This window comes from Modestobacter sp. VKM Ac-2986, from assembly GCF_026967795.1.
Lineage (GTDB): Bacteria > Actinomycetota > Actinomycetes > Mycobacteriales > Geodermatophilaceae > Modestobacter.
On sequence record NZ_JAPVBH010000003.1, the window covers coordinates 39492 to 51580 of the forward strand.

Sequence of the window (12089 nt, forward strand, 5' to 3'; positions counted from 1 at the left end):
GTCGTGACGCTGGTGGCCGGGGTCGATTCGTCGACCCAGTCGTGCAAGGTCGTGATCCGCGACGCCGAGAGCGGCGCCCTGGTCCGTGAGGGGCGGGCGTCGCACCCCGACGGCACGGAGGTCGACCCGGCCGCCTGGTCGGCTGCGCTGGAGACGGCGATCGAGGCGGCGGGCGGCCTGTCCGACGTCGCCGCGGTCGCCGTCGGCGGCCAGCAGCACGGCATGGTGTGCCTGGACGCCGAGGGCGAGGTGGTCCGTCCCGCGCTGCTGTGGAACGACACCCGCTCGGCCCAGGCGGCCACCGACCTCATCGCCGAGCTCGGCCCGGGTGAGACCGGCCGCCGTGCGTGGGCCGACGCGGTCGGCCTCGTGCCGGTCGCGTCGTTCACGGTGACCAAGCTGCGCTGGCTGGCCGAGCACGAGCCGGCCAACGCCGAGCGCACCGCGGCGGTGTGCCTGCCGCACGACTGGCTCACCTGGAAGCTGGCCGGGGCGTCGGGTCTCGACGCCCTGGTCACCGACCGCGGTGACGCCAGCGGCACCGGCTACTGGTCCACCCACACCAACGAGTACCGCCCCGACCTGCTCGAGCGCGCGTTCGGCCGCACCCCGGTGCTGCCGCGCGTGCTCGGGCCGGCCGAGCAGGCCGGCACGGTCGCCGGCGGCGCCCTCGGTGCCGCCGGTGGCGCGCTGCTGGGCCCGGGCACCGGCGACAACGCCGCGGCCGCGCTCGGGATCAACGCCGAGCCCGGCGACGTGGTGCTGTCCATCGGCACCTCCGGTGTGGTCTCCACGGTGTCGAGCACGCCCAGTGCCGACCCCTCGGGCACCGTCGCCGGCTTCGCCGACGCCACCGGCAACTACCTGCCGCTGGTGGTCACGCTGAACGCCGCCCGGGTGCTCGACGCCACCGCGCGGCTGCTCGGGGTCGACCACGAGGAGCTGTCCCGGCTGGCGCTCACCGCGCCGGCCGGCTCCGGCGGCCTCGTCGTCGTGCCCTACCTCGAGGGCGAGCGCACCCCGGACCGCCCGCAGTCCACCGGCGCGCTGCACGGCCTCACCCTCGCCACCTCCGACCCGGCGCACCTGGCACGCGCCGCGGTCGAGGGGCTGCTCTGCGGCCTGGCCGACGGACTGGAGGCCATCGCTGCGCTGGGCAACCCGGTCCGCCGGGTGTTCCTCGTCGGTGGCGGTGCCCGCTCGGAGGCGGTGCGCCGGCTGGCGCCGGCCGTCCTCGGCGTGCCCGTGCTCGTCCCGCCGCCGGGGGAGTACGTCGCCGACGGCGCCGCCCGCCAGGCGGCGTGGGTCCTGGCCGGGGGCAGCACGCCGCCGGTCTGGCCGGCCACCAGCACCGAGGTGTACGAGGCCGACCCGGTCCCGTTCGTCCGGGAGCGTTACGCCGAGGTCCGCGAGATGACCGCCGACCGGGTGTGACCTGCACTACCCCAACGGCTCGCGAGCGGGCATGATCTGCACTGCACCACCCCGTCCCACCCACTCGGATCGTCCGGCACGTTCCTGCCGGTAGGAGGACTTCACAATGGCGTCTGTCACCTACGACTCCGCAACTCGTCGCTACCCCGGGTCAGACCGGGCCGCCGTCGACGCGCTGAACCTGACCATCGAGGACGGCGAGTTCCTCGTCCTCGTCGGCCCCTCGGGCTGTGGCAAGTCCACGTCCCTGCGCATGCTCGCCGGCCTGGAGGACATCGACGAGGGCGCGATCCTCATCGGTGGGCGTGACGTCACCGACGTCGCCGCCAAGGACCGCGACATCGCGATGGTGTTCCAGAACTACGCGCTGTACCCGCACATGACCGTCGCCGACAACATGGGCTTCGGCCTGCGGATGGCCGGGGTCAACAAGAGCGAGATCAGCACCCGGGTCCGTGACGCGGCCAAGCTGCTGGACCTCGAGCCCTACCTGGACCGCAAGCCCAAGGCGCTCTCCGGTGGCCAGCGCCAGCGCGTGGCCATGGGCCGGGCGATCGTCCGCAGCCCGCAGGTGTTCCTCATGGACGAGCCGCTGTCGAACCTCGACGCCAAGCTGCGCGTGCAGACCCGCACCCAGATCGCCCAGCTGCAGCGCCGGCTGGCCGTCACCACCGTCTACGTCACCCACGACCAGGTCGAGGCCATGACCATGGGCGACCGGGTCGCGGTGCTCAAGGACGGGCTGCTGATGCAGGTCGGCAAGCCGCGCGAGCTCTACGACCACCCGAAGAACGTCTTCGTGGCCGGCTTCATCGGCTCGCCGGCGATGAACCTGTTCACCCTCGACCAGACCGACGGCGGCGTCTCCTTCGGCAACACCGTGCACCCGGTCGGCCGTGACGTGCTGGGCCAGGCCGCGGGCAAGGAGGTCGTCGTGGGCATCCGTCCCGAGGACCTCGACATCGCCGACAACGGTCTCCCGATCGAGGTCGACGTCGTCGAGGAGCTGGGCGCCGACGCCTACATCTACGGGCGCACCCTGGTCGGCAACGGCGAGCAGCAGATCATCGCCCGCGTCGACGGGCGTCGTCCCCCGGCCAAGGGCGACCGGCTGTCGGTCCTGCCCCGCTCGGGTCACGTGCACCTGTTCGACCAGGTCAGCGGCGAGCGCCTCGGGTGACGGTGCTGCCCACCGGCGAGCAGTACACGCTGCGTCAGGCCGGAGCTGAGGCCGTCGTCACCGAGGTCGGCGGCGGCCTGCGGAGCTACCGCGCCGGTGGGCGGCACCTGGTCGACGGGTTCGGCGAGCAGGACATGGCCCCCAACGCGCGGGGCCATGTCCTGGCGCCGTGGCCCAACCGGCTGCGCGACGGTCGCTACACCTGGGACGGCGAGGAGCACGAGACGCCGGTCTCGGAGCACGAGACCGGCAACGCCATCCACGGCCTCGTGCGGTTCGTGGCCTGGCAGGTGGTGGAGCGCACGAGCGAGCGGGTCGTGCTCGAGCACCTGCTCCACCCCCAGCCCGGATACCCGTTCACCCTCCGGCTGCGGATCGCCTACGAGCTGTCCGCCGCCGGGCTGCGGGTGCAGACCACGGCCACCAACGAGGGCGACCGCGCGCTGCCGTACGGGGAGGGGCACCACCCCTACCTGGCGGCCGGCGCCGGGCTGCACGTCGACGACTGCATGCTCGTCGCCCCCGGCCGGACCCGGCTGGAGACCGACGAGCGGGCCATCCCGACCGGGGCGGTCGACGTCGCCGGCACCCGTTACGACCTGCGGGCGGGGGAGAAGGTCGGTGACCTGCTCATCGACCACGCCTTCACCGACCTCGAGCGGGACGGCGACGGCCTGGCCTGGGTGCGGCTGACCGCTCCCGACGGCCGGGGCGTGGCGGTGTGGATGGACAGCGCCTACGGCTACCTGCAGCTGTTCACCGGCGATGTGGTGCCCGAGCCGCGGCGTCGCGAAGGGCTGGCCGTCGAGCCGATGACCTGCCCGCCGAACGCCCTGGCCACCGGCGAGGCCGTGCTGCGGCTCGAGCCGGGGGAGTCCACGACGGCCGCGTGGGGGATCGCCCCGCTGGGCTGACGCCCGCCGTCCCGGTGCCCGGGCCCGGCCTCCGCGAGGAGCCGGGACCCGGGCACCGTCGTGTCCGGTCCCGTGGCCCGTCGGGGTGCCCGGCCACCGGGTGCCCGACTGCTGGCGCGGCGGGGTGGCGCGGCCTCCTTAGACTCGACCGAGGTGCCCGGCGATCCGGGTACCGCATCGATCGAGGAGAGTGCTGTGGCCGTCCGAGCCATCCGGGGTGCGACGCAGGTGGCCGCCGACGACCGCGCCGAGGTGCTGGGCGCCACGCGGGAGCTGGTGAGCGCGGTGCTGGAGCGCAACCAGGTCGACCCCGCCGACCTGATCAGCATCCTGTTCACCGCGACCCCCGACCTGGTGTCGGAGTTCCCGGCGCTGGCCGCGCGCGAGCTGGGCCTGGGCGACGTGCCGCTGATGTGCGCGACCGAGATCGCCGTCCCGCACGCGCTGCCGCGGGTGCTGCGGCTGATGGCGCACGTGGACACGCCCCTGCCCCGCGCCGACGTCCAGCACGTCTACCTGCGCGGGGCCGTCGCCCTCCGCCGGGACATCGCGCAGTGAGCGAGCAACGAGTGAGCGCACCGAGAGCAGTGAGTGGAGTGGACGTCGTGAGTGCAGAGCAGTTCCGCGGTCAGGTGACCCTCGACGGGCCCTCGGGCACGGGCAAGTCCAGCGTCGCCCGCGACGTGGCGACCCGGCTGGGTGCGGCGTACCTGGACACCGGCGCGATGTACCGCGCCGCGACCGTCGCGGTCCTGGACGCCGGTGTCGACCTCGACGACCCCGAGGGCATCGCCCGCGCCGTCGGCGCCGCCGACATCCAGGTCGGGACGACGGCCGACGTTGAGACCGTGACCGTGGACGGCGTCGACGTGGCCGAGCGGATCCGCGGCGCCGAGGTCACCCGCACCGTCTCACCGGTCTCCGCCGTCCCGGCCGTGCGCCGGATGCTGGTGGACCGGCAGCGCTCGCTGGTCGCCGCCGCGGATGCGGTGGTCGTGGAGGGCCGGGACATCGGCACCGTGGTGCTGCCCGACGCGACCGTGAAGATCTACCTGACCGCCGCCCCCGAGGCGCGGGCGCAGCGGCGGGCCGGCCAGCTCGGCGTGACCGACGCGGCCCGGATCGCCGAGATCGCCGCGGACCTGCGCCGCCGGGACGAGTACGACAGCAGCCGGGCCGACAGCCCGCTGCGCCCAGCTGCCGACGCCGTGGTCGTCGACAGCACCGGGCTGGACCGCGACGCCGTCGTCGAGCGTGTGCTCGACCTGGCGCGCACTGCAGTGGGAGAACTGGCATGAGCACCGACAACGACGCGCCCTTCGGCGGCGGCGACGAGCCCACCGGCCCGCTGCCGGTGGTGGCCATCGTGGGGCGGCCCAACGTGGGCAAGTCCACGCTGGTCAACCGCTTCCTGGGCCGCCGCGCCGCGGTGGTGCAGGACGTCCCGGGCGTGACCCGCGACCGCATCCCGTACCAGGCGCTGTGGAACGGCAAGAACTTCACCGTCGTCGACACCGGCGGCTGGGAGCCCAAGGCGACCGGCATGGCCGCCTCGATCGCCCGGCAGGCCGAGTACGCGATGAAGACCGCCGACGTGATCGTGCTGGTCGTCGACGCCTCGGTGGGCGTCACCGAGACCGACCTGGCGGCTGCGCGCGTGCTGCGCCGCAGCACCACCCCGGTGATCGTGGTGGCCAACAAGGTCGACGACGAGCGCGGGGAGTCCAACGCCGCCGAGCTGTGGTCGCTGGGCCTGGGCGAGCCGTTCTCGGTCAGCGCGCTGCACGGCCGGGGGAGCGGTGACCTGCTCGACCTCGTGCTGGACGCCATGCCCGAGGCGCCCCGGGAGACCGAGGACCTGGGCGGCCCGCGCCGCGTCGCGCTGGTCGGGCGGCCCAACGTGGGCAAGTCCAGCCTGATCAACCGGCTGTCGAAGGAGGAGCGCTCGGTCGTCGACTCGGTGGCCGGCACCACCGTCGACCCGGTCGACTCCATCGTGACGCTCAACGGCGAGGACTGGCGCTTCGTCGACACCGCCGGCCTGCGCCGCCGGGTCAACACCGCCAGCGGCACCGAGTACTACGCCAGCCTGCGCACCGAGGCCGCGATCGAGGCCGCCGAGGTCGCCGTCGTCCTGCTCGCCGCCGACGAGGTGATCAGCGAGCAGGACCAGCGGGTGATCACCCAGGTCATCGAGGCCGGCCGCGCGCTGGTCATCGCCTTCAACAAGTGGGACAACGTCGACGAGGACCGGCACGCCCAGCTGGAGAAGGAGATCGACCGCGACCTGGCCCGGATCCAGTGGGCCAGCCGGATCAACATCTCCGCGACCACGGGCCGTGGCGTGAACAAGCTGGCCGGTCACCTGAAGTCGGCGCTGGCCGGCTGGGAGACCCGGGTGCCGACCGCGGAGCTGAACACCTTCATCCGCACGCTGGTGCAGGAGACCCCGCCGCCGGCCCGCGGTGGTCGTGCCCCGAAGATCAAGTACGTGACGCAGGCCGACATCCGGCCGCCGCGGTTCGTCGTGTTCTCCACCGGGTTCCTCGAGGCGGGGTACCGGCGGTTCCTGGAGCGCAAGCTGCGTGAGCAGTTCGGCTTCCACGGGACGCCGATCGACGTCTCGGTCAAGGTCCGCGAGGGCCGGGAGACCGGCCGGCGCAACTAGGGCCGGAGTCAGGCCGGGGGAGGGCGTGCGGTAATCTCTCCCGGCAGCGATCGAGCGCACCGGGGGGTCTCCCGCCGGGGGGTTCGGAGCTCGGGCTGTAGCGCAGCTTGGTAGCGCACTTGACTGGGGGTCAAGGGGTCGCAGGTTCAAATCCTGTCAGCCCGACCGAGAAGTTGCAGGTGAGAGGCGGGTCGCCCGGATCGGGCGGCCCGCCTCTCGCGTTCGGTGCAGCACCACGCCGCCCGACCACCCCGAGCGGGGGGCCGGTCCCCCGGCCGTGCCAGGCCGCCGGGCAGTCCGGCCGCGGTCCCCGACGACGAGGTCGCGGTCGCGCCGGCCCTCGCCACGGACTCCCGCTCCGGCAGCCCCGTCGGCTCACCGGCGGTGCCCGCCCGTGATGCGGGGGCAGCGCCGCCCTCACACAGCCCGACGGCGGAGCGTGCGTCCCGTTGCTCGGGGCCGTGCGCCGCGCGCGGGGGGCTGCGTCAACGTCCGCCCTTGCCGCGCACAGGTGAAGAGTGCTTCACTTGTCTCGTCGTGGAGGGGAGTACCCCGCGCCACCTCGTCGTCAGCACGGCCCTCGGGCCCGGCGGGGTGGGGTCCCTGGTCTCGGGCCAGGGACAGGGGAGACCTCCGGTCGCAACCTGACCGGGAGGTGCCCTGTGAACGTCCCCCTCTGGACCTGGCTGGCCGTGCTGGCGGTCATCCTCGTCATGCTCGCCGTCGACCTGTTCGCCCATCGCCGAGCGCACGTGATCGGCGTGCGCGAGGCCGCCGTGTGGTCGGCGGTCTGGGTGGCGCTCGGCGTCGGCTTCGGCGCCCTCGTGTGGTGGCAGGCCGGCGCCGACTTCGGCCAGCAGTACTTCGCCGGCTACCTGATCGAGAAGTCCCTGGCCGTGGACAACGTCTTCGTCTGGGCGATCGTGCTCACGTACTTCGCCGTCCCGCGGGAGTACCAGCACCGGGTGCTGTTCCTCGGCGTGCTGGGCGCACTGGTGTTCCGCGGGGTGTTCATCGCCGCCGGGTCGGTCCTGATCGCCAGCTTCAGCTGGGTGCTCTACGTCTTCGCCGCCGTCCTGCTGGTCACCGGGGTGAAGATGATCCGGGCGCGCGACGAGCACCTGGACCCCGAGCGGTCCCGGGCGCTGCGGCTGTTCCGCCGGTTCGTGCCGATGGCCGACGCGTACCACGGTCAGCGCCTGGTCGTGCGGGTCGCCGGGCGGCTGGTGGCCACCCCGCTGCTGGCGGTGCTGGTGGTCATCGAGGTGACCGACGTCGTGTTCGCCGTCGACTCGATCCCGGCGATCTTCGCCGTCACCGACGAGCCGTTCCTGGTCTTCACCGCCAACGCGTTCGCCGTCCTGGGGCTGCGGGCGATGTACTTCCTGCTCGCCGACCTGGTGCACCGGTTCGTCTACCTGAAGACCGGCCTGGCCCTGGTCCTGATCTGGGTGGGGGTCAAGATGCTGCTCAAGGTCGACGTCGTCTACGTCCCGACGACGGTCTCGCTGGCCGTGATCGCCACGATCATCGGGATCTCGGTCGCGCTGAGCCTGCGGGCCACCCGCGGCCAGGGGCGGACCCCGGTGACCGTGGCCGGCGCGGCGCCCTTCCGGGTCGCCACGGCCGAGGAGACCGCGCAGCTGGAGCCGGTGCTGCGGCGGCGCCGGGAGTCGACGAGTGAGCAGGTGCGGTGAGCGCTGACCGGCCGTGGACCTTCCTGACCAACCACGCGCACGTCCTGCTCGCCGTCGCCGGTGCCCCGGACGCCCGGGTGGTGGAGATCGCCGAGGTCGTGGGCGTCTCCACCCGCTCGGCCCTGTCGATCCTGGGCGACCTGGAGGAGGCGGGCTACGTGACCCGGGTGAAGGTGGGCCGGCGCACGCACTACGCCGTGCGACCGCACCAGCCCTTCCGGCACCCCGCGGACGCGGCCCACGAGGTGGACGAGCTGCTGGCGGTCTTCCGGCAGCCGCCGGGGTCCGGCTGACCTGCGAGCGGACGCCCGCTGACCACCGGGAGCGCGCGCGGAGAGGGCCGCCTGCCGCTCGGCGTCGCCGTCGGTGGGCGGGACGATCTCGTGTCGGTAGGCTGACCGGTACTTCCGGCGGCCAGGGGAGCGGTTGCATGCCCAGTGAGCGGTTCACCGGGCTGGTCGCCGTCCTCGACGCGATCCGCAGCGGGCCCGGCATCACCCAGCCGGAGCTGACCGAGCGGGTGGGGCTGGGCCGCAGCGTGGTCGCGCAGCGGGTGGGCGAGCTCGAGTCGGCCGGGCTGGTGGCCAACGACGGACTCGGGCCCTCCACCGGAGGTCGCGCGCCGCGCCGCCTGCGCCTGCGCGCCGAGGCCGGTCACGTCCTGGGTGTCGACATCGCGTCCAACGAGCTCGTGGTCGGCCTGGCCGACCTGGCCGGCGACATCGTCGCCGTGCGGCACGAGCACGTCGACGTCACCAGCGGCCCCGAGCTGACCCTGGCCGCGGCGGAGCGGATGGGGGACGCCCTCGTCCGGGAGGCCGGGCTCACCGGCGGGGTCTGGGCCGTCGGCGTCGGGACGCCGGGCCCGGTGGCCTTCGAGCGGGGCGACTTCCTGGCCGGGCCGCACATGCCCGGCTGGGCGCGGTACCCGCTCCGGGCCCGCCTGGCGCGGCACTGGTCGGCGCCCACCTGGATCGACGACCGGGTGAACCTGCTGGCCCTGGGCGAGATGTGGCGCAACCCCGCGGCCGCCGACGCCGCCCAGCTGCTCTACGTGGGCGGTGGCACGACGATCGCCGCCGCCGTGGTCGTCGACGGCCGGGTGTACCGGGGCGCCAACGGCCTGTCCGGGGCCATCGGGCACATCCCGGTCGCCGGGTCGGGCGACGTCGTCTGCGCCTGCGGCCAGACCGGCTGCCTCGAGGCGGTCGCCGGCGGCACGGCGCTGGCGCAGAACGCCCGGCTGCTGGCCGAGTGCGGGCAGAGCGACGCCCTGCTGGCCGTGCTCCGCGAGAGCGGCCGGATCCGGCCGGTCGACATCACGATGGCCGCCGAGGCCGGCGACCAGGCCGCGCGCGCCCTGCTGCACCGCACCGGTCTGCTGCTCGGGGACAGCCTGGCGACGCTGGTGAGCCTGTTCGACCCGGAGCTGCTCGTCATCGGCGGTGGCATGGCCCGGGCCGGGGCGCACGTCCTGCCCTCGATCGGGGAGGCGGTGCGTGCCCGGGTGTCCTCGACGACCGGGCAGCGCCTGCGCATCGAGCTGTCCGCGGTCGACGAGGAGGTGGCCGGCGTGACCGGCGCCGTGCAGCTGGCGGTGGGGGAGCTCTTCTCCCGCGACCAGCTCTCCTCGTGGCTCGACGACCGGTCACCCGCCGGCCGGCCCGAGCTCGCCGGCGTCGACGCCGAGGACCTCTCCGCCTGACCCGCCGGCTGGGGTGTCACGGGGCGGCCTGGGCATCGACCGTTGCTGTGTGGGAGCAGTGTCCATCAGCGGTGCTGATGACGACCATCAGGAGGTCGGCGGCAGCGGTCCATTGACTTCTTCCGGTGGTAGGCAGAAGGCTGTGGTGGTCATCACGTAGTCCTGCACCGCAACGCCGCGGTGCACCACGAGAGGTCCCCCCATGACACAGCGAGGCCCCTGGCGTCTCCGCCGCGTGAGCGTCCTGCTGGCTGCACCGGCGGTCGGCGCCCTCACCCTCACCGGGTGCGGCGGCAGCGAGTCCGGCGGCGAGGCCGGCGGCTCGGCCGCAGCCGCTGACGGCTTCACCTTCACCTTCGAGAACGCCAGCGGTGGCGAGAGCCCGTGGCAGCTCCTGGCCGACGAGTACACCGCGGCCACCGGTGTCGAGATCGAGACCCAGGGGCTGCCGCCGGACAGCTACGGGCTGACCGTGCGCACCCAGCTCCAGGGCGGCAACGCCTCGGACCTGATGATGTTCTCCCCGGGTGCGGGCAACTCCAACGCGGTGATGCCGCTGGCCGAGGCCGGCTACATCGAGCCGCTGGGCGAGAGCTCCACCGAGCTCATCCCCGAGGGCAACGAGGACCTGTTCGTCCTCGACGGCAAGACCTACGCCCAGCCCACGGACCTCGTCCCGGTCGGCATGGTGTGGAACGCCGGCGCGGCGACCGAGGCCGGGGTCGAGGTGCCCGGCGACTTCGACGCCATGATCGAGGCCTGCAAGGCAGTCGGCGAGGGCAAGTCGCTGTTCGCCCTGGCCGGGTCGGTGCCGCAGAACGCCGGCCTGATGACCATGTCGATCTCGGCGACCCGGGTCTACGCCGAGGATCCCGACTGGAACAGCAAGCGCGCCGAGGGCTCGGTGTCCTTCGCCGACAGCAAGGGCTGGCAGGACACCCTGCAGACGGTCGTGGACATGAACGAGGCCGGCTGCTTCCAGGACGGCGCCGCCGGTGGCGGGTTCGACGCCATCACCCAGGGGCTGACCCAGGGCAGCGCACTGGGTGCCTTCGTGCCCGGCGCCGCCGCCACCGAGCTCGCCAAGGCCACCCCGGGTGCGAAGTTCGAGGTCGAGCCGTTCCCGGCGCCGACGGGTGCGGACCCCTACATGTTCGCCAGCCCGAACTACGCGCTGGCGGTCAACGCCAAGGCCGAGCCCGGGGCCAAGCAGGCGGCCATCGACTTCCTCGCCTGGGCCGCGCAGCCGGAGAACTCCAGGACCTTCACCGAGCTGCAGGGCGGCGTCGCGATCACCGGCCCGGACGAGAACCTCGCCCCGGTGTACGCCCCGGTGGCCGACCTGCTCGAGGCCGGCGACTACTCGCCGCTGCCGCTGCTGTCCTGGCCGAACCCGGGCGTCTACGACGCGCTGTCCACCGGTGTGCAGGGGCTGCTGACCGGTCAGGGCGACATCCCGTCCGCGCTCGCCGCCGTCGACGCCGCGTGGGACCAGTAGGACCCGACGTCCGACCGACCCGAGGGACTGACTGACGATGACTGCGACGATCCGGAAAGGCCCCGTCGTGGGAGAGGGCAGTTCGGCCGCCGGGGGTGGGGCAGTGTCCCGCTCCCGGCGCGCCCGGCCGCTCATCACCTACGGCCGGTGGTGGTGGGCGCTCCCGGCGATCGCGATGGTGGCGTTGGTCCACTACGCGGCGACCGCGGGTGGCGCGGTGTACGCGTTCACCGACTGGACCGGCATCGGGGACTTCGACTTCATCGGGCTGGACAACTTCCGGCGGATCTTCGACGACCCCAAGCTGATCGGCTCGCTGAAGAACACGCTCTTCCTGGCGTTCGGCTTCCTGGTGCTGACCAACGTGGTGGGGCTGTGTCTGGCCCTGGCCCTCAACCGCACGCTGAAGAGCCGCTACCTGCTCCGAGTGCTGTTCTTCATGCCGGTGGTGCTCAGCCCGCTGGCGGTCTCCTACGTCTGGAAGTTCATCTTCGACTTCAAGGGCCCGCTCAACGGCGTCCTCGGCTGGGTGGGCATGGAGCCGCGGACCTGGCTGGCCGACCCGACCCTCGCGCTGTGGGCGGTGCTGCTGGTGATGGCCTGGCAGACCACCGGCATGGTGATGGTGATCTTCCTCGCCGGCCTGGCCACCGTGCCGATCGAGATCGAGGAGGCCGCCGCGATCGACGGGGCCGGCACCTGGCGACGGTTCCGGCACATCACGATCCCCTCGATCCGGCCCTCGATCGCCATCGCCTCGACCCTGATGCTCATCCAGGGCCTGCGCGTGTTCGACCAGGTCATGGCGCTGACCGGCGGTGGCCCGGCCGGGGCCACCGAGACGCTGGCCACGCAGGTCTACAAGCAGACGTTCGCGCTGAGCAACTTCGGCTTCGGCGCGGCGCTGGCCCTGCTCCTCACCCTCATCATGCTCGTGTTCTCGGTGCTGCAGCAGGTGGCCACCCGAGACCGCTCACAGGGAGCGTGACCGCT

Annotated in this window: 11 protein-coding genes and 1 tRNA gene; all 12 read left to right on the forward strand. The window is 73.3% G+C overall.

What is annotated here, in order from left to right; translation table 11 throughout:
• Positions 1–3: 3 nt before the first annotated feature.
• The 12 genes from xylB (at position 4) to O2W14_RS08195 (ending at position 12084) form a co-directional block, all read left to right on the forward strand.
• The gene (gene xylB / locus O2W14_RS08140) at positions 4–1434 is read left to right on the forward strand and encodes a xylulokinase (RefSeq protein ID WP_269175579.1); all 1431 of its coding nucleotides are present in this window, start codon (positions 4–6) and stop codon (positions 1432–1434) included.
• Between the two features lie 106 nt (positions 1435–1540).
• On the forward strand, positions 1541–2614 hold the full coding sequence (locus O2W14_RS08145; RefSeq protein WP_269175580.1) for an ABC transporter ATP-binding protein: 1074 nt from the start codon (positions 1541–1543) through the stop codon (positions 2612–2614).
• A complete protein-coding gene (locus O2W14_RS08150; protein WP_269175581.1) occupies positions 2611–3528 on the forward strand; it encodes an aldose 1-epimerase family protein in 918 nt (305 codons plus the stop codon). Before O2W14_RS08145 ends, O2W14_RS08150 begins: the two co-directional genes overlap by 4 nt.
• A 195-nt stretch (positions 3529–3723) precedes the next feature.
• On the forward strand, positions 3724–4086 hold the full coding sequence (gene aroH / locus O2W14_RS08155) for a chorismate mutase (RefSeq protein ID WP_269175582.1): 363 nt from the start codon (positions 3724–3726) through the stop codon (positions 4084–4086).
• Positions 4087–4133: 47 nt separating this feature from the next.
• Complete coding sequence (gene cmk / locus O2W14_RS08160) at positions 4134–4826, forward strand: (d)CMP kinase (RefSeq protein ID WP_269175583.1); 693 nt, start codon at positions 4134–4136, stop codon at positions 4824–4826.
• Positions 4823–6196 (forward strand): ribosome biogenesis GTPase Der, encoded by a 1374-nt coding sequence (der, locus tag O2W14_RS08165; RefSeq protein ID WP_269175584.1) that lies wholly within the window; start codon positions 4823–4825, stop codon positions 6194–6196. Before cmk ends, der begins: the two co-directional genes overlap by 4 nt.
• A gap of 91 nt (positions 6197–6287) precedes the next feature.
• Positions 6288–6361, forward strand: a tRNA-Pro gene (locus O2W14_RS08170).
• A gap of 497 nt (positions 6362–6858) precedes the next feature.
• Positions 6859–7893: a TerC family protein gene (locus O2W14_RS08175; protein ID WP_269175585.1), complete on the forward strand. Its 1035-nt coding sequence runs from the start codon at positions 6859–6861 to the stop codon at positions 7891–7893.
• Entirely contained in the window at positions 7890–8186 is a 297-nt protein-coding gene (locus O2W14_RS08180; RefSeq protein ID WP_269175586.1) for a helix-turn-helix transcriptional regulator, read from the forward strand. The genes O2W14_RS08175 and O2W14_RS08180 overlap by 4 nt, the downstream gene beginning before the upstream one ends.
• A gap of 137 nt (positions 8187–8323) precedes the next feature.
• Positions 8324–9598: an ROK family transcriptional regulator gene (locus O2W14_RS08185; RefSeq protein ID WP_269175587.1), complete on the forward strand. Its 1275-nt coding sequence runs from the start codon at positions 8324–8326 to the stop codon at positions 9596–9598.
• A gap of 235 nt (positions 9599–9833) precedes the next feature.
• Positions 9834–11096 (forward strand): ABC transporter substrate-binding protein, encoded by a 1263-nt coding sequence (locus tag O2W14_RS08190; RefSeq protein WP_269175588.1) that lies wholly within the window; start codon positions 9834–9836, stop codon positions 11094–11096.
• A gap of 103 nt (positions 11097–11199) precedes the next feature.
• Positions 11200–12084 (forward strand): carbohydrate ABC transporter permease, encoded by an 885-nt coding sequence (locus tag O2W14_RS08195; RefSeq protein ID WP_269175589.1) that lies wholly within the window; start codon positions 11200–11202, stop codon positions 12082–12084.
• The last annotated feature ends 5 nt before the right edge of the window (positions 12085–12089 follow it).

Excerpts from the sequence above, each read along its gene's own strand:
- O2W14_RS08185 (WP_269175587.1), top strand. The coding sequence starts at position 8,324 with ATGCCCAGTGAGCGGTTCACCGGGCTGGTCGCCGTCCTCGACGCGATC.
- O2W14_RS08145 (WP_269175580.1), top strand. The coding sequence starts at position 1,541 with ATGGCGTCTGTCACCTACGACTCCGCAACTCGTCGCTACCCCGGGTCA.
- der (WP_269175584.1), top strand. The coding sequence starts at position 4,823 with ATGAGCACCGACAACGACGCGCCCTTCGGCGGCGGCGACGAGCCCACC.